This window comes from Streptomyces ureilyticus, from assembly GCF_011045025.1.
Taxonomy (GTDB): Bacteria; Actinomycetota; Actinomycetes; order Streptomycetales; family Streptomycetaceae; genus Streptomyces; species Streptomyces ureilyticus.
On the sequence record NZ_JAAKZX010000166.1, the window covers coordinates 1 to 22,087 of the forward strand.

A 22,087-nucleotide genomic window follows, 5' to 3' on the forward strand; every position below is an offset into this window, starting at 1 on the left:
GGGCTCACTGGGGCGGGCGGATCCAGTCGGTCAGGGGCTTGAACTGGCCCTTGCCTTCGTACTGGTAGAACCTCGCCTGGTCGTTGCAGACCGCGGGGGCGTCCGGGTACTTGCCGCACTTGACCTCGGCGGCGCCCATGATGACCGGCCCGGTGAACTTCTTGAGCTGCTCGGTCACCGACGCGGGAGTGATCTTGTCAGGGCCGACGGTGTTGAGCACCTTCGCGTACGTCAGGACCGTGCTCCAGCCCAGCGGCGCGAAGACCTTGGACTGGTCGTCCTTGTCCAGCCCCGCCTGCGCCGAGGCCTTCAGGAACGCCTTGGAGTCGGCGGCCGAGGAGTCGATCGGCAGCGTCTGGGCGACGCCGTATGTCCAGGTGGGCAGGTCGCCTCCGAGCCCCTGGGCGACATCGGGGGACATGCACAGCGGCGTGGAGACCACCGGCTTGGTGACGTTGAGCTGCTTCAGTGCCTTGGCGATCCCGACGCATCCGCCACCGATGGAGATGGGCACCACGACATCCGCGGTGTTCGCCCCGGCCGCGGTGACCGGGCCGATCAGATCGGTGGACTGCGCGTCGAAGCCGACGGACTTCACCTTCAGGCCGGCGGCTTTCAGGCCCTTCACCGCTGCCCCGGAGGCGATCTTGTCGCCGGGCGTGCTCGTGTGGATCACCGCCGCGGTCTTCGCCTTCAGCACGTCACGGGCGTACGTGCCCCAAGTGCCGAAGATGTGCGGCAGGTCGCCGAACGTGCTGAAGGTGTTCTTCGCGGTGGGCATGGTCGGGCCCGTCGCCACTCCGACCAGCACGGGCTTCCTCCCCGCGACCACGGAGTTGAAGGAGGCGTCGCCGAGGTAGAGGTTGCCGACACCGATGGCGGAGACCGTCTTGTCGCCGAGCAGTTGCTGGCCGCACTTCTGTCCCTCCTCCTCGGCGGACACCACCGTGCAGACGTTCAGTTTCAGCGGGTGTCCGCCGATGCCGCCCAGCCTGTCGTTGACGTACTTCACGGCGGCACGGGCACCCAGGGTGGCTTCGGGACTGCCGCCGGGGCCGCCCTCGACGTTCACCCAACCCAGGGTGACCGGTTCGAGGCCGGCGTCGGCCTTGCCCGCCTTTCCGCCGGCGTAGCCGAGGTAGTCGGTCACGACGTCACTCACCGGGCGGGAGTCCGCACTCGCGGAGGAGGCACCCCCAGAGGCACCGGTCGATGAGGCTGCGTTGGTGCCCGATCCGCTGCATGCGGCGATGCCCAGCAGGGGCGCCATGGCGGCGGAGACGAGGCCGAGTCTTAGGGGGCGTGAGGTTGCGGGCATGCGGGATCCTCCAGGATCGGAAACGGCAGGGCGGTGCCCGGCACGGCATGCGGGGAGAGCACGGAAGGCAGAGGAAGGCAGGAGGGCGCACCGGGGTGACCGGTGCCTCGGACCAGCCCGAGGAACTTCGAAGGGCCAGGTGACCGGCGCTTTCGAGTTTCGTAACTTTCTTACGGATCGGGAATCTAGGTGTACGATTGCGCCCTGTCAACGCCCCGCTTCACACCGAATTAACGATCATGCAATGGGAGGGGAAGGACATGACGGCGCACGCCGTGAGACGCAGGCTCCCTCGGCGCTCACCCGAAGAGACCCGGGCCCTCATGCTGGAAGCGGCCACCAAGCTCGTCTGCGCCGGCACCTCCGACACGAGCGAGGCGGCTGTCTCCGCAGCCCTTGCTCATATCCGCGTCAAGCGGGTCACCGAGGAAGCCACCCGCATCATGCGGGAGAGACTGGGCGACGACACGGCACCGGCGATCACGACCGGATCCATCTACCAGATCTGGCCCGCGCAGGCCGACTTCCAGGCAGATCTCCTCTTCCACCTCACCAGCCGACAGGCCGAACTGGTCCCCGGGCTGCCGGAGAGCATCCGCCGTTTCAAGGAGGCGGTCGACAGCGGCACGACCTGGCAGGAGGCTCTCAACGACGTCCTGACGGACAACCACGAGAACCACCGCGTGGATCCGATCTACCGCGTGCTGCTCGGCTTCTATGCCAGCGCCGCCAACCCACGTGTCCGCGACGCCCTGGGGAACTACGGCGAGTCGTTCACCGAGGTCGCCTGCGAGGCGTACCAGGCGCTGCTGGACGCCTACGGGCTACGCATGCGCGCGCCCTACAAGGTCGAACACCTCGCCACGACCATCGCCGCCCTGCTCGACGGCTTCCACATGCGCTGGATCGCCGGACACCCCAACCTGGAGGACCCGGAAGGCGAGGACGGCTGGTCGCTCGCCACCCGGGCCGCCGTGATGGTGTTCGACCAGTTCACCGAACCGGCGTAGGTGGGTTCGCACGTCCATGCGTCGATGAGCGCGCCGAAGGCCGCCAGATCGCGGACGGAGCACATCACCAACAGCTCAAAGCAAGATCTCTGTAACTCCCTGAACTCCAAGCTGTCGGCGCGGTCGATGACCACGAGCCGCCCCTTCCAGGTCAACGAGTACGGCAACACCAACGAGCAGAAGGCTGGTTCCGTGCCGCTGGCGGAGTACCTGGCCGGGTTCCACATCATCGTCAACTGCGTCCTGCAGGACACCGACGCGCCGCTCATGTTCGTCACCGACGAGGAACTCGCCCTGTTCGGCCGGGGATTCCTGGTCAGTGATGTCCACGGCGAAGCTGCGTGCGCCGAAGCCCTCAAGTAACGCCTGGTCGGCTGCTCAGGGCGCCACCGCGCGGCCCGTCTGCGGGGAGATCACGCCGGCGCACAGACCGCGGGCGGCCAGCCCCTGTGCGATGCGCGGGATCGCGGCCAGCGTGTTGGCGGCCCAGTCGTGCATGAGGATGATCTGACCGTTGGTAAGCCGCCCGGCGGCCTGCACGATCGCATCCGTACTGGCGCCGTTCCAGTCCTGCGAGTCCACGTTCCAGATGATCTCGGTCAGACCGTACTTGGCCGCCACCGCCTTGACCGTCGAGTTGGTCTCGCCGTACGGCGGCCGGAACAGTTTCGGCGTGCCGCCGCCCGCGGCCGCGATGGCCTGCTGGGTTCGGGAGATCTCCGAGTCGATCTGCGACTGGCCGAGCCGGGTCAGATGCGGGTGGGTGTAACTGTGGTTGCCGACCCACATGCCAGCCGCCGCCTGGGCCTTGACCTGGGCCGGGTAGGCGGCGGCGTACCGCCCCTCGTTGAACATGGTCGCCCGTAGCCCGTTCCGCTGCAGCGCGCCCAGCAGGGCGGGCGTGTTCCCGGAGGGGCCGTCGTCGAAGGTGAGTCCGACGTATCCGTTGCAGCCGGCAGCCTGCGCAGGGCTGGCGTGGACGGTGAGGCTACTGGTGGCGGCCAGCGCCAGCGCGGCCAGGGTCGTCGCCAAGGGGCGTGTGGTCGGACGCGGTCGGGCGGTGCTCATCCCGCCACCGTGATGTTGGAGTTCCCGCTGCTCTGGTAACCCTCGGTCGCAAGGATCATGTAATACCTGAAGTCGCCGAGGCGCATCCCTGCGCGGGCCCAGGCGTCGAAGTGGTTGCCGGTGGTGATGGTGCCGCCCGTCCGCTTCGACTGCCGCACACTCCAGTACTGGTTGAAGGTCCTGATGCCTTCGACGGACGGCGCGTTGTACCGCGTCGTCTGGTAGATGTCGTACGTGCCGCCGTCGCTGCTGACAGCGCCCTTGTACGTGCCCGTCGGCCGGTAGGTGCCCCAGTTGTCGACGATGTAGTACTCGACGAGCGGGTTCGACGTCCACCCGTAGAGGCACAGGTAGCCGTTGCCGGAGGGGTTGAAGGTGCCCGAGTACCTCACGGTCCTGCGTGAGCCGTTGCTCCAGCCCTTGCCGGCGACGAAGTTCCCGGTGTTTCTCCAGCTCGTGCTGTAGTTGCCGCCGGAGTCCAGGGTCATGGAGACCGTGCCCTGCGCGTCGGTCCAGAACGAATAGTAGAAGCCGTTGTGGGTGCCGGTCTGGTTCGTGTTGATGACCGTGGCGGCGCGGGCGGTACCGGGCAGGGCCAGCGCCGACGCGGCGCCCAACAGCATGGCGCAGGCGGCCCTGCGGGTCGTCGGGTGTGCGGGTACGAGGTTCATGCGAGGGCTCCTTCTCTTCTGAGGCCGGGAGGTGGGTCGCAGTGTTGGCCTGCTCTCGTCAAGTGTCAATAGTTTCGGTCTCAGTTACGAAATATTTCGAGAGCTTCAAGCGCTTAATGAAGGGTTTTTGGCCGCCGAACAGAGAGTGCTTAGGAGAAATTCCGAGGACCTGGGCTTCGAATGTTTCGAAGGGTCTCCGGGTGGATCCGAGGTCACGGCTGCAGCAGGAGGTGCAGGCGCGGCGACTCGGCGTGGGACGTGACGGCAGGGCGACGGGCGGGAGGAACGCGGGCCGCTCCGTCCGGTGCGTTCGTGGGCGTAGGCCGCGAGAGGGGGCCACGGGGATGATCCGGTGGCCCGGCTTGTCGCGTTCGACGGTCAGTTTCCCGCCGTCGACCAGGCACCTGACGTTGCCGGGCGGCCCGGGAAGTGCGCCGTCCGCCTGGTGGTCGCCGAGCAAACTCCGTGGGCTGCGGCGCACCCGATGGATCCGGCTGCCACGCCCCCCTCATGTGTCCGGCCGGTACGCGTCGCCCCGCGTCCGTACCAGCGAAGGGTGCCGGGCGGATGGCCTGATGCGGCCCATGTGCAGGTATTGACATGCCGCTCAAGACGGACGTAACTTCCCTGCCACAAGGAAGTAACGCGCGTTATTAAAGCGCGAAACCGGAGGCGCTGTCTCACCTCCGTGCGGCCGAAGGGGACCGAAAGTGGCCACGAACAAGACACGTCGCGTGACCATGAGCGACGTGGCCCGCCACGCGGGCGTCTCGCGGACCACGGTCTCCTTCGTCCTCAACGACAAGCCCGGTGCCGCCATCCCCGACGAGACCCGCCGGCGGATCCTGGAGGCCATAGACGAGCTCGGCTACCGGCCCAACGCCGGGGCGCGGGCACTGGCCGCGAACCGCAGCGGATGGTTCGGGCTGATCACCGAGATCGTGACCGGCCCCTTCGCGGCCGAGGTGATCACGGGAGCGCAGAGCCGCGCCTGGGGCGACCGCAGGTTCCTGCTGATCGCCGCGAGCGAGGGCGACCCCGCCCAGGAGGCCGCCGCGCTCGACCAGATGCTGGAGCACCGCGTGGAAGGGCTGCTGTACGCCACGACCTGGCACCGGGCCGTCACCCTGCCGAAAGTCGCCCGCGAGGTACCGACGGTGCTCGTCAACTGCTATGACGCGGAAGGGGAGTTGCCGTGCATCCTGCCCGACGAGGAGTCGGGCGGACACCGCGCCACCCGCCGGCTCCTCGACGCCGGTCACACCCGCATCGGATTGATCAACCTCGACCCGGCGATCCCGGCCGCCATCGGCAGGCGCGAGGGGTACGAACGTGCCCTGCGCGAGGCCGGGATCACCCCCGACCCCTCCCTCGTCCTCCCCGGCTGGGCCACCGCCGACGGCGCCTACACCGCCGCCTGCGAACTGCTGGACCGCCCCGCCGCCGACCGGCCGACCGCACTGTTCTGCGGAAACGACCGGATGGCGATGGGCGCGTACGACGCGATCAAGGAACGTGGGCTGCGCATCCCGCACGACGTGGCCGTGGTGGGGTTCGACAACCAGGAACTCATCGCCGCCTATCTGCGGCCGAAACTGACGACGCTCGCCCTGCCCTTCGAAGCCATGGGCACCAAGGGCGTCGACATGCTCGCCGCTCTCGCAGCGGGGCAGCCGCTCGACACCCACCGGGTGACGATCGACTGCCCGCTGCTCGAACGCTCGTCGGTCTGACCGCTAATCAGCCCGCCGAGCAATCCCATCCCCGCCTTCGCCCTGTGTGTTGAAGAGAGGAAAAGAGTCTCCATTATGGCACCCTCCCGCATACCTTCACGGCGGCCACGAGCCGTCCTGAGAGCCGCCACCGCGACCGCCGCCGCAGCCCTTGTCCTGTCAGCCTGTACGGGTGGCTCGGGCACCTCCGGCGCCGGTGACACCTCCGGAAACCAGCTGCTCACCATCCCGCGCGAGGACCTGGCGACGTTCACGCGCAACTTCAACCCGCTCTCGCCGCAGGCCGCCCCCATGACCAAGGAGGCCGTCTACGAGCCGCTGGTCGTGCACAGCATGGCCGACGGCAAGGACACGCCGTGGCTGGCCACCAAGTGGGAGCGGGCCGAGGACGGCAAGTCCCTCACGTTCACGCTGCGTGAGGGCGTGAAGTGGTCGGACGGCAAGCCGCTGACCGCCGATGACGTCGTGTACACCTTCGAGCTCCAGAAGAAGGTGCTGGGCGGCTACGACTACCTGGACAAGGTCACCGCGGTCGACGCCCAGACGGTGAAGTTTTCCTTCAACAAGGCGTTCTCGCCCGCCTTCTTCGAGATCGGCAGCCACTACATCCTGCCGAAGCACGTCTGGTCGAAGGTGAAGGATCCGGCGAAGTTCACCAACCCGAACCCCATCGGCACCGGCCCGTACACCAAGGTCGACAAGTTCCAGAGCCAGTCGTACGAGCTGCGCAAGAACCCCGACTACTGGCAGCCCGCCAAGCAGCGGATCGCCGGAATCCAAATGCTCGCCTTCTCCGGCAACGACAGCGCCAACATCGCCTTCACCAACGGCGAGGTGGACTGGACGCAGTCGTTCATCCCGGACATCGAGAAGTCCTTCGTCGCCAAGGACAAGGAGCACAACCACTACTGGTTCCCGGCCACCGGCGCCATGATCAACTGGCAGCTGAACACCACCAAGGCGCCGTTCAACGACCCTGACGTCCGCAAGGCGCTCAGCATGGCCGTCGACCGCGACCAGATCACCAAGGTCGCGATGAACGGCTACGCCGAACCCGCCGACTGCACGGGCCTGGCCCGCACGTACGACGACTGGCGCGACACCTCCCTCGCCGCTTCCTGTACCTGGACGAAGCACGACATCGACGCGGCGGCGAAGGCCCTCGACGCGGCCGGCTACAAGGAGAGCGGCGGCAAGCGGAAGCTGAAGAACGGCAAGGACTTCACGCTCGACATCTCCGTCGGCTCCGCCTCCACCGACTGGATCTCGGTCGCCAACATCATCAAGCAGGACCTCGCGAAGGTCGGCATCACCGCCACCGTGAAGACGCCCGACTGGTCGGCCGTCCAGTCGTCGTACAACACCGGCACCTTCGACAGCGGCATCGTGTGGAGCAACAACGGCGCCACTCCGTACGAGTACTACCGCGGCGTGATGTCGACCAAGATGTTGCAGCCGGCCGGCAAGCAGGCCACCGAGAACTACCACCGCTTCGGAGACGAGAAGGCCGACAGTCTCATCGACGCCTTCGCCGCCGCCACCGACGAGAAGACGCAGCGCGAGCAGATGAACGGTCTGCAGGAGCTGTACAACGAGGACGCGCCCGTCGTCCCGCTGTTCACCGGCCCCGAGTGGGGTGCGTACACGGACGCCCGCTTCACCGGCTGGCCCACCGAGAAGAACCCGTACGCCACCCTCGGCAACCGCAACGGCACCACGATCCTCGTGCTCACCTCGCTGAAGCCCGTCAAGGGCTGACGCCTCCCGCGCGGACCGGCGGCCGCCCTCCTCCCCGACCCGGCGGCCGCCCCCGCGCACCGCACCCCCTTTCACCCCCACCGACAGGGAGCACGACCCGTGCGTCTGATCCTGCGCAACCTGGGGTTCTATCTGCTCGCCTTCTGGGCCTCCATCACCCTGAACTTCGTTCTCCCGCGCTTCATGCCGGGCGACCCGGTCTCCCGGATGTTCGCGCAGGCCCAGGGCACGATGCAGCCCGACCAGATAGCCCAACTGCGAAAACTCTTCGGCCTGGACAACCGCCCTCTCTGGGAGCAGTACGTCTCCTACGTCAAGAGCGTCTTCACCGGCGACCTCGGCATCTCCATCACCCGCTTCCCGACCCCGGTCTCGGACGTGATCGGCTCGCAGATCGGCTGGACCCTGCTGCTCGGCGGTGTCGCACTCGTCATCGCCGCCGTGGCCGGCAACCTGCTCGGCATCGTCGCCGCCTGGCGGCGCGGCGGCGCCCTCGACTCCGCCTTCCCGCCCCTGCTGATCTTCGTCGGCTCGTTCCCGTACTTCTGGCTCGCGATGGGCGCGCTGTACCTGTTCGGGGTCACCCTGGGCTGGTTCCCACTGCGGCACGCCTACGACGTCGGGCTCACCCCCGGCTTCAACGGCGAGTTCCTCTCGAACGTCGCCACCCACCTGGTGCTGCCCGCGCTGACCATCGTGCTGGTCTCCATCGGCGGCTGGATGCTCGGCATGCGCAACACCATGATCGCCACAGCGGCCGAGGACTACATCACGATGGCCGAGGCGAAGGGGCTCAGGCCCTCGCGAATCATGTTCCGCTACGCCGCCCGCAACGCGCTGCTCCCCTCCGTCACCAACTTCGGCATGGCACTGGGCTTCGTCGTCGGCGGCGCCCTGCTCACTGAGGTCGTGTTCGCCTACCCCGGCATCGGCTACCAACTGCTGATGGCCGTCCAGGGCCTGGACTACCCGCTGATGCAGGGCATCTTCCTGACGCTCACGGCGGCGGTGCTGTTCGCGAACTTCCTCGTCGACCTCGTCTACGTCCGCCTCGACCCGCGCGTCCGCGTCCGCTGAGGAGGTTGCCGACATGACCACCATCGAGATCGCGAAGGCCACCACGCCGACAGCTCCCGCGCGCCCTTCCCGCCGGCGCGGACTGCTGCGCCAACTCATCGACAGCAAGAAGGCGCTGACCGGGCTGGTCCTGCTCGCCCTCTTCGCGCTCCTCGCCCTGCTCGCTCCCGTCCTCGCCCCGGGCGACCCGTCACTCATCAACTCCGCGGGAAGCCAGTCCCCTTCGGCCGAACACTGGCTCGGTACCACCGCCAAGGGACAGGACGTGCTCGCCCTCACCTTGTGGGGCGCGCGCAGCTCCCTCTTCGTCGGGTTCACCGTGGGGCTCGCGGCGACCGGGGTAGCCATCCTCGTCGGCCTCGCGTCCGCCTACTTCGGCCGCATCGTGGACGATGCGCTGACCCTGGTCACCAACGTCTTCCTGCTGCTGCCCGGGCTGCCGCTGCTCATCATCCTGGCCGCGTTCCTGCCGCCCGGGACCTCCACCGTGATCCTGGTGCTCGTCGTCACCGGCTGGGCGGGATCCGCCCGGGTCCTGCGCGCACAGGCCAAGTCGATCCGAGGCAAGGACTTCGTGGCCGCCGCCGTCGTCACCGGAGAGCGCCCGCTTCGGATCATGTTCCGCGAGATCCTGCCCAACATGGCGTCCGTGGTGATGACCACGCTGCTCGGCTGCGTGATCTTCGGCATCGGCGCCCAGGCCGGCCTGGAGTTCCTCGGCCTCGGCGACAGCAGCGTCGTCAGCTGGGGCACCAATCTGTACTGGGCCAGCAACGACGGCGCGCTGATGACCGGTACCTGGTGGGCTTTCGTCCCCTCCGGACTGTGCATCGCGCTCGTCGCCTTCGCGCTCGCGCTGGTCAACTACGCGGTCGACGAGATCACCAACCCGCGGCTGCGCAACCGTCGTGCCCGCCGTGAGAGGAGGGGCTGAGCCATGGAACCCGTACTTGAGGTGCGTGACCTCCGGGTCGAGTACGGCGGCGACGGCCGTACGGTCGTCGGGGCGGACAGCGTGTCGTTCGAGATCGGCTCGGGTGAGATCTTCGGCCTCGCCGGCGAGTCCGGCTGCGGCAAGTCGACCATCGCCAACGCGGTGATGCGCCTGCTGAAGCCTCCGGCCGAGATCACCGCGGGCAGTATCCGCTTCGACGGCGGGGACGTCCTCGCTCTGGACGCACGGGAGTTGCGCGCCTTCCGCTGGCGGCAGATCGCCATGGTCTTCCAGTCGGCGATGAACTCCCTCAACCCCGTCCTGACCATCGGCGAGCAGATCGTCGACATCTTCACCACCCACGAGAAGCTGAAGAAGCGGGCCGCGCGGGAGAAGGCGGGCGCGCTGCTGGAGCTGGTGGGCATGGATCCCGGGCGGCTCAAGGCGTACCCGCACCAGCTCTCCGGCGGTATGCGACAGCGCGTGGTCATCGCCATGGCCGTCGCGCTCCGCCCCCGGCTGCTGATCATGGACGAGCCGACCACCGCGCTCGACGTGGTCGTGCAGCAGGAGATCATGGCGCAGATCCGCGACCTCCAGCGGGAGCTGGGCTTCTCCATCCTCTTCATCACCCACGACATGTCCCTGATGGTCGAGCTGTCGGACCGCATGGGCGTGATGTACGGCGGACGGATCGTCGAACTCGCCGACGCCAAGGACCTGTTCGCGAAGCCGCTCCACCCGTACACCGAGGCACTGATGAACGCCTTCCCGCCGCTGACCGGCCCGCGCCGCGAACTCACCGGCCTCTTCGACGCCCCGCGCACCGCCGACAGCTGCGGCTTCCACGTCCGCTGCCCCGAGGACCGCTCGGACTGCTCCATGAACATCCCCGACCTGCGCGAGGTCGCGCCCGACCGCTGGGTGGCCCGCAGCGCGGCCCGCAGTCCGGAAGGAGCCACCCGATGACCCACCCCACCAAACCGACCGCACCCCTGCTGTCCGTACGAGGCCTGACCAAGGACTTCCAGGTCGGCACCGTCTTCTCCCGGCGCCGCGTCCGTGCCGTCAACGACGTGTCCTTCGACCTCCCGGCAGGCCGGATCACCGCCCTGGTCGGCGAGTCCGGCAGCGGCAAGTCCACCATCGCCCGCTGCCTCGCCCGCCTCGAACAGCCCACCTCCGGTGAGGTGTTGCTGGACGGTGAGGATGTCCTGCGCACCCAGCGGCGCCGAGCGTCACGGGCGTACCGCAGCAAGGTCCAGATGGTCTTCCAGGACCCCTTCGGCTCGCTCAACCCCGTCCACCGCATCGAGCACTTCCTCACCCGGGCCCTCGTCCTGCACGGCCACTCCGCCACTCACGAGGCGCTGTGCGAGCTGCTGACGACGGTCGGCCTGACCGAGGACATGCTGCAGTCCTACCCGCACGAACTCTCCGGCGGCCAGCGCCAGCGCGTCGCGATCGCCCGCGCGCTGGCAGTGGAGCCGAGTCTGATCCTCGCCGACGAACCGACCTCGATGCTGGACGTCTCCGTGCGCGTCGGCGTGCTCAACCTGATGCGCCGCCTGCGCGACGAGCGGGACATCGCCATGCTCTACATCACCCACGACCTGGGCTCCGCGCGCTACCTCGCAGACACCACCATGGTCATGTTCGCTGGCGAACTCGTCGAGGGCGGCGACGCGTTGGCGGTGATGGACGCACCGGCGCACCCGTATACACGGCTGTTGCTGTCCGCCGTACCCGACCCGGAACGGGCCGGAAGCTACGACCCCGTCGAGCGCGCCCGCCTCCGCGAGGCGATCCTCAACCCCACGTCCTGCCCGTACGGCGACGACGGCACATGCAGCCGCACGGAGCCCGTCCGCCACATCGTCGGCGAGGCGAGCGAAGCGAGATGGGGGTCCCCCCGGCCGGAGGCTGGGGGAGGCCAGCCTCACTGGGTGCGCTGCCACCTGCGCGCACCCGCCTCCGACATCGCCCGCCGCGTCCTCAAGGCCACCGACCGAACGGACGGCGAGGCCACCGACGCCACCGAGAAAGCGGAGACCACCGCCGCATGACCCACGACCTCACCCTCCCCTCCGGCACTCCCACCGCCGAGGGGCTGGCCGAGCGCGCCCTGCGCGACCCCCACCGCCCCCGCTTCCACTTCACCTCACCCGGCGGCTGGCTCAACGACCCCAATGGACTGACTCACTGGAACGGCGTCTACCACCTCTTCTACCAGTACAACCCGCTCGCCCCCGCCCACCACCGCATCCACTGGGGGCACGCCACCAGCACCGACCTCGTCCACTGGACCGACGAGCCGGTCGCCCTCGTCCCCGGCACCGACGGCCCCGACCGCGACGGCTGCTGGTCCGGCGTCCTCGTCGACGACGGAGGAGTCCCCACGCTCGTCTACTCGGGCAGGCACGGAGACCGCGAACTCCCTTGCATGGCAAGGGGATCCGCAGACCTGCGCGACTGGACCAAGGACCGGGCCAACCCGGTCATCACCGCCCCGCCCGAGGGCGTCGACACCGCCGCCTTCCGCGACCACTGCGTCTGGCGGGAAGGCGGCGTATGGCGGCAGTTGGTGGGCTCGGGAATCCGAGGCGTCGGAGGAACGGCCTTCCTGTACGAGTCGGACGACCTGCTCACCTGGCGATACGTCGGCCCTCTGCTGACCGGCGACGCCGCGCGGAACCGGGGCGAACTCGACTGGACCGGCACGATGTGGGAGTGCGTCGACCTGTTCGGCATCGGTGACGGCACCGACGTACTCGTCTTCTCCGCCTGGGACGAGGGCACCACCCACCACCCCCTGTACTGGACCGGCCGCTACCAGGGCGACACCTACACCCCGACCGCCCTCCACCGCCTCGACTACGGCGGCCGCTACTTCTACGCTCCCCAGTCCACCCGCGACGAGCACGGCCGCCGCATCATGTTCGGCTGGCTCCAGGAAGGCCGGACCGACGAGGCGAACGCGCGGGCCGGCTGGTGCGGCGCGATGTCCCTGCCGAGGGTCGTCACACTCGGCACGGACGGCCGTCTGCACCAGGCCCCGGTGCCGGAACTGGCCGTGCTGCGGCGGGAGCGCGTGGAGGTGGCGGCGGGCCCGCTGACCGAGCCGTACACCCGGCTGCACGCCGTGCGCGGAGACCAGCTGGACATCGAGACGACCCTGCGCCTCGCCCCCGGCGCCACCGCCCGGCTCGCGGTCCGCGAGACACCGGACGGTGCGGAGCGCACCGTCGTGGAGGTTTTCAGAGGGCACGACGGTGTATGCGGCACCCTCCGCCTGCACCGCGAGGCCAGCAGCCTCGACCCGACGGTCGACACCGAACCCCGTTACGGGGAGCTGCCGTTGGACGACGACGGCCGCGTGGACCTGCGCGTCCTCGTCGACCACTCCGCACTGGAGATCTTCGCGAACGGGCGTCCGCTGGCCGCACGCATCTACCCCACCCGCCCCGATGAAGCCGTAGGCGTGGGCATCAGTGTCGTCGGCGACGTGGCCCTGGAGCGGTTCGACGCCTGGCAGATGGCGTCTGCCTTCGCAGAAGGGCCCCGGCCGCTGTGGCCGTGACGGCCTTACTCACGACCACGGCCCGGGTGGTGGACGTCTCCCTGGGCCGTGGCCCACCCTTCCCCGCTCTCCCTCAGGAGCCGCCATGAGCGTGTCCCGCCGTACCCTTCTGCTCGCAGGAGGCACCGCCGCCACCCTGCTGCCTCTCGGAGGCATCATGCCCCCAGCCCAGGCCGCTGCCCCGAGCGCCGCTGGAGCGACCCCCGCCCCGACTCCGATTCCCGACCCCATCGCCGTCACCGGCACTTGGACCCGCACCTCCGACGGCGGCCAGGAGGCGACCGCCGGCCGTCGCGGGCCCGCCCTCGCCCTCTCCGAGCAGCAACTCGCCGCCAAGGGCACCTACGCGGCCCGCGTCACGCCCCAATCCGCCTCCTCCGTGGGTGCGTTGGTGTTCCGGGCAGCACGCGACGGTTCGACCGGGTACGTGGTAGCTCTCGACCCGGGCCGCGCTCGCATACGCCTCTACGACCTGACCGGCGGCGACACGATCGCCACCGCACCACTGCCGGGCGCGCGGACCGGACGGCCGTACGACCTCGAAGTGGCCGTAGACGGACCTGAGTTGACGGTGTACGTCGACGGCAAGCGGCTCCTCCGCGCCGAGGACCACCGCCACGACACCGGCTCGGTGGGCCTGCTCGCCCAGGGTGGCACCGTCACCTTCGGCTCGCCCTCCCTGTCCTCGGTCACCACCAACCTCACCGGCTGGACCACGAGCGGCGGCACCTGGACGGCGAGTCCGCTCGGCTGGCGCGCGGCCCCCTCCCAGGGAGCCACCGCCCGCGCCGTCACCACGACCCAGGCGTACGACACCGCGTTCCAGGCCGACCTGCTCCTGCACGACGGCGCCACGGTCGCCTCGATCCTGGTGCGCACCGATGCCAAGGCCACACGCGGCTACGGCATCCAAGTCGATCCAGGACAGGGCAGGTTGAGGCTGTACCGCATCGACGGTGACGTCACCCTCGGCACGTACGCGACCGCCATCAAGGCCGACACGGTCTACCGCCTGCGTGTCGAGGCTGAGGGCGACAAACTGCGGGTGCACTGGCAGACCAACTTCCTCTCACCCGATGGCTACAGCCCCGTCATCACCGCCCACGACTCGGCCCACGGCAAGGGCCGACTCGCCGTCACGGCCTCGTCCGGCGCGGTGTCCTTCGAGAACATCGCCGCCGCCGACCTCACCACCGGCCTCCAGGGCTGGACGGCCCGCTCCGGCACCTGGACCCCCGACCTGTGCGGCATCCGCGGCGAGAACGGCCTGCACACGGCTCCCTTCACCGACGGCGACCTCGTGGCGAGGGCCGACATCACACCCGGCGGCCCCTCCTCCTCAGCCGGCCTCGTCCTGCGCGCGTCCGCGAACGGCTCCGGCGGCTACGAAGCCCGCCTGGAAGCCGACCGGAACACCGTCGTCCTGCTGGACCGCTCCTCCGGCGCCCGCCTCGCCTCCACCTCCGGCCCGGTCCGGCGCATCACGTCCGGCGCCACGTACCGCGTCGAGACCCGCGCGACGGGCAGGACGATCGAGGTGTACGTCGACGGCGTACGGGCGCTGAGAACCCGCGTGTCCCGCACCTCAGGCGAGGCGGTCGGCACCGCGGCCGCGCACGGGACGTCGTACTTCCAGAACGTCGAGGTCACCAGTACCACCGACTACTTCACCGAGCCGTACCGCGCCACGTACCACTACTCCCAGCTCACCGGCTCCACCAGCGACCCCTGCGGCCTGCTGTACCACGACGGCGAGTACCACCTCTTCCACCAGGACGAGGGCCGCTGGGCGCACGCGGTCAGTACCGACCTCGTCCACTGGCAGGCCCTGCCGATCGCCCTGCCCTGGAACGAGTACGGCCACTGCTGGACCGGCTGCGCGCTCGTCGACTCTTTCGACACCTCCGGTCTCTTCGGCGGCGGTTCGGGCCTGATCGCGTACTACACGAGCTACCACCCGGACAAGCCGGGCGGAAACGCCAGCGTGCGCATCGCGTACAGCAAGGACAAGGGCCGCTCGTGGCAGCTGCACGGCGGTCCGGCCCCGGCCGTGCAGAACCCGGGCGGCCCCGACGCGGGCTGGACCTTTCGGGACCCGAAGGTGATCCGCGACGAGGCGCACGACCAGTGGCTGATGGTGGTCTCCGGCGGCGACAACGTCCGCTTCCTCACCTCCACCGACCTCCTCACCTGGACCCAGGTCAGCTCTTTCGGCTACGGCGAGTGGGCCACCCCGGGCGTCTGGGAGTGCCCCGACTTCTTCCCGCTCCCGGTCGACGGCGACAACGGCAAGGTGAAGTGGGTCCTCACTCTGAGCACGGGGGCCGTACGTGCCACGAACGGCTCGGCCGCCCAGTACTTCACGGGTGAGTGGAACGGCACGTCCTTCGCCCCCGACCAGAGTGCCGGCACAGTCCTGCGGGCAGACTCCGGCCGCGACTACTACGCCGCCATGTCCTTCTACGGCCTGCCCGACGACCGCCGCGTCTGGCTCGGCTGGATGAGCAACTGGGACTATCCGTTCAGCGCCCCGACCGGCGCCTGGAAGGGCCAGCTGAGCATCCCCCGCGAACTGACCTTGACAGACACCGCCGACGGCGTACGCCTGGTGCAGCGCCCGGTCCGCGAGCTGACCGCCCTGCGCACCTCCACCACGACCCGCAAGAACCTCTCCGTCGGCCCCGACTCCGCGAATCCGCTCACACGTGTCACAGGCATCGCCTACGAGATCGAGGCCGAGATCACCCTCGGCACCGCCACGGAGATCGGCTTCCGCCTCCGAGCCGACGACGACCAGCACACGACGGTCGGATACGACGCGGAGGCGCAGGAGCTGTTCGTGGACCGTTCGGCGTCGGGTCTGGGCGACTTCACCCAGTACTTCGCAGGCCGCACAACCGCACCGATGCAGACGACAGACGGCCGCGTGACCCTGCGCGTGTACGTCGACTCGTCATCGGTCGAGGTATTCGGCGCGGACGGACAGGCCGCCGTGACAAGCCTGATCTTCCCCACGCCGGACGCCGATGGCATGGCGTTCTATGCCAAGGGCGGCACTGCACACATCGAGTCACTCAAGGTGCACCGGATGGACAGCGTCTACCGCCTGGTGAACCGCGTGAAGCCGTTGGCTGTCGCCCCGACCGGCGGTGAATTCCGCTCGGACCTCGGCAAGTTGACGATCACCCCCGCCGGCCACTGGTCCACGGAGAGCGCGGGCCGCGCCGGAACCTTCGACAAGGACTCCAACGCGATGTCGGCGCGCACGGCGACGGACCTGGACCTCACCACCCTGGTACGGCTCGGCGACCCCGACCCGGACACCGGCGGCGCCCTCTCCCTCCTCTGGCGCGCATCCACAGATGGCGCCGACGCCTACTGCCTCAACATCGACCCCGACCTGCGCGTGATCCGCCTGGTCGCCAAGGCCAACGGCCACTTCGACGACAGCGCCGCCCTCGCCCGCGTCCCGGCCCTGGTCCGCCGCGGCACGACGTACGCGGTGCGGGTGCTGGCCGACGGCGACCGCATCCAGGTGTTCCTCAACGGCACCCGGGTCATCGACGTGACGGACACGATGTACACGATCGGCCACGTCGGCCTCAACGTGTTCGGGGGGAGGGCGGCCTACCAGGACACGTACGCGAAGGAGCTGTGAGCGCCGATCGGGCATCAACTTTGCCTGAACGGACTGAATCCGCTGCTCGTGGGTTTGGCGCCAGGTGCGTCTGCGTCGACTGGTGCCCTTCTGGCCTGCATGGATGCGTGCAGACCTGCAGCCGGTGAGACGTATTCGGCTCGGCTCTGCTGCGACATGGCCATGCATTGAGGCAACCCTGAGGCCGGAGGTACCGGGGGAGCACCCGAGAGGCGTTCTCCGACGAGTCCTCTGCGTGTGGCTCAGGAGCTCCAGGTGGCGACCGTCTGGGGGCTGTAGCCCTGCGAGGAGTGCGTCTGGCGAGGGTCCTAGGAGCCAAGGAAACGGCCCCAACAGAAGCCGAGCTCGACCATCCGCTCCAACATTCGGGGGAGTAGGTGAGGTTGCCTGGGCCCTCGGCCTGAGCGGCGCAGGTCAGCGCCTCGGTCGCACCCTGTACGCCACTATCGCCCGCAACACCGGCGTCACCGCCCGTACCTTCGTCCTGATTGCCTTGGCCTCGCCCGGGACCACCACCGTCGCGTTTTGCGGCAGTCCCCGGCTCCTCCCGCTACTGGTGATGATCGCCATCGCCGCGGGCATGGTGCGCGGCAACCTCACCCTGCTCCAGGCCACCGCCGTCATCGACCGCTGAGGCATCACCCGCTACGGCCACCTCTCCGGACTTCTCGGCGCTTCGGCGGCCGCATTTGCCTCAGCTCTGGCGCCTGTCACCGGGGGCGTTGGCTGAAGGCGCTGAGCAGTTACCCGGTGCTGTTCCCCCGCGTTCGTCTCCATCACGGCGGCCGCACTCGGGCTGGCAGGCAGGCCAGCCTGGCTCGGCAAAACGGCATGGGAGTAAGAGGGCGGGGCCACGGATGCCGAGCTGGACCGAGAAGACCGCCGGGCCACTCTGGCCAGGGATGGCGCCCGCGGCACACCAACCTCATTCAGGAAGAAACGCACCCGATGGGCACGGAGGGAGGGTCTGTTCCGCCCAGATCGTTTTGCCCTCCGTTGTCTGGCGGGTGCCCCAGGCGGTGGTGAGCTGGGCGACCAGGTGCGGCACGGATGGGGGGACGCACGGTCTTGTATCCAGTGCACCTCTGTTCGTCCCGCACACGTGTCGCCACCCTGCGCGCTCAGGGGGAAGCGATGCATCTGTACGGAGATGCGTAGCCGACGCGCCGGTCGCAGTGCTTGAGAGAAGCACTCGCCCATCCGTATCCCGGTCTCGTTCGCAGTCGCGAACAGCGGCCGGTCGCGTGCCGATCCCGACCGGTGAAACAAGACGGGCGGGCGCGGCGGTCTGGTCGGGAAGGCGCCTGGTGCTGCTACGGGTGCCGGTCGCCGACGGCAGGATCGCCCAGCAGATCCTCCAAGCCGGCCGATATCCCGGCCAAGAGATCACGCCGCGGGTCGATGAGCCACTGGAGCTGGAGGCCGTCCCACATCGCGACAAGGGCCGCCGCGATCAGCTCGGGGTCCCTCCGGTTCGAGATACGACCCAGGTCCTGGTCCCTGCGTACCGCGGTCGTGAAAGCGGTGATGACCAGCTCGTACCTGTCACGGAACCACTCGTGCGCCGGGTGGTCGGGAGCCGAGGCCTCCGCGGCCATCAGGGCGAGGAGCCGCAGCATCTCCTGTCTTTCCAGGTTGCGGCGGACGTACCGCAGGACCGCGTAGGCCACACCCTTTCCCCGGCTGTCCGACTCGAAGGAGTCGATGCTTGCGTAATCAGCGTTCTCGAGGACGGCCACGAGGAGCGCGCTCTTGCTCGGAAAGTGGTGCACGACGCTGGTAAGGCTGAGGTCGAGCTGCTTGGCGATCTCCCTCAGGGACCCTCCACGGTAACCGCGAGCCGCGAACACGGCGGTCGCCGAGGCGACGATCTCGGCCCTGCGCTGTGCGCTCTTGGCGTATGGGCCTCGGCGAGTGGCCGGACGGGCCGCCGTCTTCTCGGTCATACCCCCAACCCTAAGCGGGCGGCGCGGGGCAGTGTCCGGTCGATAATCCGCCAACATCACCCTCGCTGAAAGTGTGGCACCTGTTCGGTTTTCGCTGTACGGTCTCGCTGACCCACACCACGACGTGCGGTAGAGCCGCTCACGCATCCACCGGGTGGAGAGGAGACGGACAAGGATGTCCACCTCACATTTGTCGAAAGCGCTCATCGGCGGTCTGGCCGCCACACTGGTTCTGGCCGGTTGCGGCCGGTCCGATACACAAGGTGGTGGGGGCGCCACGGGCGCTCCCGTCGGCAACTCACCTGCCAAGGGCGAGATCAACGTATGGGCCATGGGCACCGAGGGAGAGCGCCTGCCCGAGTTGGCCGCGCGCTTCCGGAAGGCCAACCCGGACGCGAAGGTGAAGGTCACGGCCGTCCCGTGGCAGGACTACGCCAAGAAGGTCGAAACGGCGATCGCCTCCCAGGACACGCCGGACGCCACGCTCGTCGGATCCGCCGACCTGACGAACTTCGCCTCGACGGGCGGACTCGAGCAGGTGCCGGCCGGCCTCGTCGACACCTCGTCCTTCTACCCCGGCGCCGCCCGGAGCACCACCTACGACGGGGCCACGTACGGCGTCCCCTGGTATGTGGAGACCCGCTCCCTGTTCTACCGCAAGGACCTGGCACAGGCTGCCGGAGTCTCCGCGCCGAAGACCTGGAAGGAGTACGGCCCGTTCCTCAAGGCCCTCCAGAAGCAGGGAGCGAAGTGGGGCCTGTCGTTGCCCACCGGCGTGGCGGCGAGCTGGCAGGGCGTCCTGCCCTTCATGTGGCAGGCCGGTGCGCATCTCATGAACGAGAACGGCACCAAATTCACCTTCGACGCACCCGAGGCGCTCGAGGGGCTGGAGTTCTACCAGTCGTTCTTCACATCGAAGACCGCTAACCGCGACGGGCCGGTGAATTTCGGGGAGATCGAGCCGCAGTTCGTCGCCGGTTCCACCGCCGCACTCGTCTCTGGCCCCTGGGAGACGGCACTGCTGAAGGGGGCGGGCGGAGCGGACTTCGTCAAGGACAAGGTGGGGGTCGCCCCGCTCCCGAAGGGCCCGAAGTCCAACGCCAGCTACATCGGGGGAGGGCACTGGACGGTGTTCAAGAACGCGAAGAACCGCGACGGCGCCTGGAAGTTCATCCGGTGGCTCTCCCGGCCCGACGTCCAGCAGGACTGGTACGAACTGTCCGGGGACCTTCCCGCAGTGGAGCCGGCTTGGAGTGAGGGGAAGCTCAAGTCGGATCCGACGCTGGCCGTCTTCCGGTCCCAGCTTCAGACCGCGCTGCCCGGCCCGAACGTCACCACCTGGAAGCAGATCGCCGCGGTCATCGATGCCGAGATCGAGAAGGTGGCCAAGGGGGTCTCGTCACCGAAGGCGGCGCTGGAACGGATTCAGGTGAAAGCGTCCGCGATCGGAACGGGGCAGACCCGATGACCACGGCCACCTCCCTGAAGCCCGTACGCGAGAGGGCTTCCACCAGGCAGCCGGCTCAACGGTCGAGGCACGGTTCCGGACGCCTGCGGCGCACACTGATCGCCTGGGCCTTCTGCTCACCCTTCGTCCTGCTGTTCGCCACGTTCGGCATCTGGCCAGTCTTCTCGTCACTGTCGATGAGCGTCACCGACATCACCAGCAGGGACGTGCAGACGCCCTTCAGCGTCAACTTCGTCGGCCTGGAGAACTACACCGCGCTCTTCGACGATCCCACCTTCGTCCGCGCAGCCTTGAACACGCTCTACTTCGTCGCCGTGGGCATACCACTGACGATGGTGCTCTCTCTCGGCGTCGCCGTCGCACTCAACTCCGGGATCCAGCGTGCGAAGGGCTTCTTCCGGGTCGCCTACTTCGCCCCGGTCGTGACGAGCATCGTGGCGGTGGCGGTCGTGTGGAGGTACCTCTACAAGCCCGACGGGATGATCAACTCGGTCCTGTCCGTAGTGGGAATCTCCGGGCCGGACTGGCTGAACGATCCCAACTGGTCCATGCCCGCCCTCATACTGATGGCGGTCTGGCGGCACTTCGGAATCCCCATGGTGATCTTCCTGGCGGGACTGCAGTCGATACCGCCCGAACTGCACGAGGCGGCCGTTGTGGACGGAGCGTCCCGCTGGCGGGCCTTCCGCAGCGTGACCTTGCCGCTGCTCCGGCCCACCACGCTGGTGGTCGCCATCCTGCTCAGCATCAGCTACCTCCAGTTCTTCGAGGAACCGTTCGTCATGACGAGCGGCGGCCCCTTGGACAGCACGACGTCGATCAGCTACTACGCCTACCAGCAATTCGGCTTCGGGAACTACGGACTGGCATCGGCCGCGTCCTATGTGCTGGTCACCGCGATCGCTCTACTGAGCCTTCTTCAGTTCCGCATCTTCCGAGCGAAGGCCTGACATGACCGTCACCACCACAACGACAGGACCAGCCTTCCAGGACCGGCGTCCGTCCCGGCGAGTCCCCACGGCTCGTCTCGTTCTCTACGGCGCCCTCGTGCTCGGACTCCTCGCGACCCTGGCGCCCTTTGCCTGGATGTTCCTCGGCTCGGTGAAACCGACGGGTGAGATCGTCGCCCACCCGAGTTCCTGGCTCCCCCGGTCCCCGACCTTCGCCAATTTCGAACAACTGCTGTCGAAGCAGAACTTCGGACTGTACTTCCTGAACAGCACACTCGTCGCGGTGGCTTGTGTGCTGGGAAACCTGCTGTTCTGCTCGATGGCCGGATATGCCTTCGCGAAGATCGAGTTCGCGGGGAAGCGTCTGCTGTTCGGCCTCGTCCTCACCATGCTGATCATCCCCGGCGTCACCACCTTCGTCCCACTGTTCGTGCTCGTCAGCAACATGGGCCTGGGCAACTCCTATCTCGGGCTCATCCTGCCCTTCCTCGTGACACCGTTCGGCGTGTTCATCATGCGGCAGTTCATCCGGGACATCCCGGACGCCCTCGTCGAGGCGGCGCGCCTCGACGGTGCGGGCGAATCCCGGATCTTCCTCAGGGTGATCCTGCCGTTGACACGGCCGGCGCTGGCGACACTGGCGATCCTCACCTTCCTCGCGCAGTGGAACAACTTCTTGTGGCCGCTCGTCATCGCGCAGACCGAGGACCACTACACGCTGCCCGTCGCCCTTGCCCTCTTCTCCACGGGAGCCAACGGCACCAACTACGGCCTGCTGCTGGCCGGGGCGGTCACGGTCGTCACACCGATCATCCTGCTCTTCCTCGCCCTGCAACGACACTTCATCCAGGGCATCGCCAACACCGGCATCAAATAGACCGGACCGCCGCCCGCCCCGCTCGGACCGCAGCCCGCC

General features: G+C 68.4%; 18 protein-coding genes. 14 read left to right on the top strand and 4 right to left on the bottom strand.

Features of this window, described 5'->3' with window-relative positions:
* Positions 1-4 precede the first annotated feature (4 nt).
* Positions 5-1,318, bottom strand: a complete 1,314-nt coding sequence (locus G6048_RS35410) for an ABC transporter substrate-binding protein (protein WP_165343694.1) — start codon at positions 1,316-1,318, stop codon at positions 5-7.
* Positions 1,319-1,578: 260 nt separating this feature from the next.
* Between G6048_RS35410 and G6048_RS35415 the strand changes: the two genes are divergently transcribed.
* Positions 1,579-2,328, top strand: a complete 750-nt coding sequence (locus G6048_RS35415; protein ID WP_235990773.1) for a hypothetical protein — start codon at positions 1,579-1,581, stop codon at positions 2,326-2,328.
* Positions 2,329-2,352: 24 nt separating this feature from the next.
* Entirely contained in the window at positions 2,353-2,691 is a 339-nt protein-coding gene (locus tag G6048_RS52060; protein WP_408056206.1) for a hypothetical protein, read from the top strand.
* Between the two features lie 15 nt (positions 2,692-2,706).
* On the opposite strand, the gene G6048_RS35425 is transcribed toward G6048_RS52060, so the two are convergent.
* Together G6048_RS35425 and G6048_RS35430 are read right to left on the bottom strand one after the other, a co-directional pair.
* On the bottom strand, positions 2,707-3,396 hold the full coding sequence (locus G6048_RS35425; RefSeq protein WP_165343695.1) for a polysaccharide deacetylase family protein: 690 nt from the start codon (positions 3,394-3,396) through the stop codon (positions 2,707-2,709).
* On the bottom strand, positions 3,393-4,067 hold the full coding sequence (locus G6048_RS35430; RefSeq protein ID WP_235990775.1) for a glycoside hydrolase family 11 protein: 675 nt from the start codon (positions 4,065-4,067) through the stop codon (positions 3,393-3,395). The genes G6048_RS35425 and G6048_RS35430 overlap by 4 nt, the downstream gene beginning before the upstream one ends.
* A gap of 710 nt (positions 4,068-4,777) precedes the next feature.
* Between G6048_RS35430 and G6048_RS35435 the strand changes: the two genes are divergently transcribed.
* From G6048_RS35435 to G6048_RS51605, 9 genes are all read left to right on the top strand, one after another.
* Entirely contained in the window at positions 4,778-5,800 is a 1,023-nt protein-coding gene (locus tag G6048_RS35435; RefSeq protein WP_328827930.1) for a LacI family DNA-binding transcriptional regulator, read from the top strand.
* A gap of 75 nt (positions 5,801-5,875) precedes the next feature.
* Positions 5,876-7,558, top strand: a complete 1,683-nt coding sequence (locus G6048_RS35440) for an ABC transporter substrate-binding protein (protein WP_165343696.1) — start codon at positions 5,876-5,878, stop codon at positions 7,556-7,558.
* Positions 7,559-7,657: 99 nt separating this feature from the next.
* On the top strand, positions 7,658-8,635 hold the full coding sequence (locus G6048_RS35445) for an ABC transporter permease (protein ID WP_165343697.1): 978 nt from the start codon (positions 7,658-7,660) through the stop codon (positions 8,633-8,635).
* A 13-nt stretch (positions 8,636-8,648) separates the two neighbouring features.
* Positions 8,649-9,569, top strand: coding sequence for an ABC transporter permease (locus tag G6048_RS35450; RefSeq protein WP_165343698.1), 921 nt, complete (start codon positions 8,649-8,651; stop codon positions 9,567-9,569).
* Positions 9,570-9,572: 3 nt separating this feature from the next.
* On the top strand, positions 9,573-10,538 hold the full coding sequence (locus tag G6048_RS35455; RefSeq protein WP_165343699.1) for an ABC transporter ATP-binding protein: 966 nt from the start codon (positions 9,573-9,575) through the stop codon (positions 10,536-10,538).
* Complete coding sequence (locus tag G6048_RS35460; protein ID WP_165343700.1) at positions 10,535-11,635, top strand: ABC transporter ATP-binding protein; 1,101 nt, start codon at positions 10,535-10,537, stop codon at positions 11,633-11,635. The genes G6048_RS35455 and G6048_RS35460 overlap by 4 nt, the downstream gene beginning before the upstream one ends.
* Entirely contained in the window at positions 11,632-13,149 is a 1,518-nt protein-coding gene (locus G6048_RS35465) for a glycoside hydrolase family 32 protein (protein WP_165343701.1), read from the top strand. The genes G6048_RS35460 and G6048_RS35465 overlap by 4 nt, the downstream gene beginning before the upstream one ends.
* Positions 13,150-13,234: 85 nt before the next feature.
* Positions 13,235-16,807, top strand: a complete 3,573-nt coding sequence (locus tag G6048_RS35470; RefSeq protein ID WP_165343702.1) for a GH32 C-terminal domain-containing protein — start codon at positions 13,235-13,237, stop codon at positions 16,805-16,807.
* 493 nt (positions 16,808-17,300) lie between these two features.
* Positions 17,301-17,441: a hypothetical protein gene (locus tag G6048_RS51605; protein WP_165343703.1), complete on the top strand. Its 141-nt coding sequence runs from the start codon at positions 17,301-17,303 to the stop codon at positions 17,439-17,441.
* 679 nt (positions 17,442-18,120) lie between these two features.
* Here the strand turns inward: G6048_RS51605 and G6048_RS35480 are convergent.
* On the bottom strand, positions 18,121-18,753 hold the full coding sequence (locus G6048_RS35480; protein WP_165343704.1) for a TetR/AcrR family transcriptional regulator: 633 nt from the start codon (positions 18,751-18,753) through the stop codon (positions 18,121-18,123).
* A gap of 175 nt (positions 18,754-18,928) precedes the next feature.
* Here G6048_RS35480 and G6048_RS35485 point away from each other — a divergent pair, with 175 nt between their 5' ends.
* The 3 genes from G6048_RS35485 to G6048_RS35495 are packed head-to-tail and all read left to right on the top strand — an operon-like array spanning position 18,929 to position 22,048.
* Positions 18,929-20,221: a sugar ABC transporter substrate-binding protein gene (locus G6048_RS35485; protein ID WP_165343705.1), complete on the top strand. Its 1,293-nt coding sequence runs from the start codon at positions 18,929-18,931 to the stop codon at positions 20,219-20,221.
* Positions 20,218-21,171, top strand: coding sequence for a carbohydrate ABC transporter permease (locus G6048_RS35490; RefSeq protein WP_165343706.1), 954 nt, complete (start codon positions 20,218-20,220; stop codon positions 21,169-21,171). The genes G6048_RS35485 and G6048_RS35490 overlap by 4 nt, the downstream gene beginning before the upstream one ends.
* A gap of 1 nt (position 21,172) precedes the next feature.
* Positions 21,173-22,048, top strand: a complete 876-nt coding sequence (locus G6048_RS35495; protein ID WP_165343707.1) for a carbohydrate ABC transporter permease — start codon at positions 21,173-21,175, stop codon at positions 22,046-22,048.
* The last annotated feature ends 39 nt before the right edge of the window (positions 22,049-22,087 follow it).

Excerpts from the sequence above, each read along its gene's own strand:
- G6048_RS35410 (WP_165343694.1), bottom strand. The coding sequence starts at position 1,318 with ATGCCCGCAACCTCACGCCCCCTAAGACTCGGCCTCGTCTCCGCCGCC.
- G6048_RS35415 (WP_235990773.1), top strand. The coding sequence starts at position 1,579 with ATGACGGCGCACGCCGTGAGACGCAGGCTCCCTCGGCGCTCACCCGAA.
- G6048_RS52060 (WP_408056206.1), top strand. The coding sequence starts at position 2,353 with ATGAGCGCGCCGAAGGCCGCCAGATCGCGGACGGAGCACATCACCAAC.
- G6048_RS35425 (WP_165343695.1), bottom strand. The coding sequence starts at position 3,396 with ATGAGCACCGCCCGACCGCGTCCGACCACACGCCCCTTGGCGACGACC.
- G6048_RS35430 (WP_235990775.1), bottom strand. The coding sequence starts at position 4,067 with ATGAACCTCGTACCCGCACACCCGACGACCCGCAGGGCCGCCTGCGCC.
- G6048_RS35440 (WP_165343696.1), top strand. The coding sequence starts at position 5,876 with ATGGCACCCTCCCGCATACCTTCACGGCGGCCACGAGCCGTCCTGAGA.
- G6048_RS35450 (WP_165343698.1), top strand. The coding sequence starts at position 8,649 with ATGACCACCATCGAGATCGCGAAGGCCACCACGCCGACAGCTCCCGCG.
- G6048_RS35455 (WP_165343699.1), top strand. The coding sequence starts at position 9,573 with ATGGAACCCGTACTTGAGGTGCGTGACCTCCGGGTCGAGTACGGCGGC.
- G6048_RS35460 (WP_165343700.1), top strand. The coding sequence starts at position 10,535 with ATGACCCACCCCACCAAACCGACCGCACCCCTGCTGTCCGTACGAGGC.
- G6048_RS35465 (WP_165343701.1), top strand. The coding sequence starts at position 11,632 with ATGACCCACGACCTCACCCTCCCCTCCGGCACTCCCACCGCCGAGGGG.
- G6048_RS35470 (WP_165343702.1), top strand. The coding sequence starts at position 13,235 with ATGAGCGTGTCCCGCCGTACCCTTCTGCTCGCAGGAGGCACCGCCGCC.
- G6048_RS35480 (WP_165343704.1), bottom strand. The coding sequence starts at position 18,753 with ATGACCGAGAAGACGGCGGCCCGTCCGGCCACTCGCCGAGGCCCATAC.
- G6048_RS35485 (WP_165343705.1), top strand. The coding sequence starts at position 18,929 with ATGTCCACCTCACATTTGTCGAAAGCGCTCATCGGCGGTCTGGCCGCC.
- G6048_RS35490 (WP_165343706.1), top strand. The coding sequence starts at position 20,218 with ATGACCACGGCCACCTCCCTGAAGCCCGTACGCGAGAGGGCTTCCACC.
- G6048_RS35495 (WP_165343707.1), top strand. The coding sequence starts at position 21,173 with ATGACCGTCACCACCACAACGACAGGACCAGCCTTCCAGGACCGGCGT.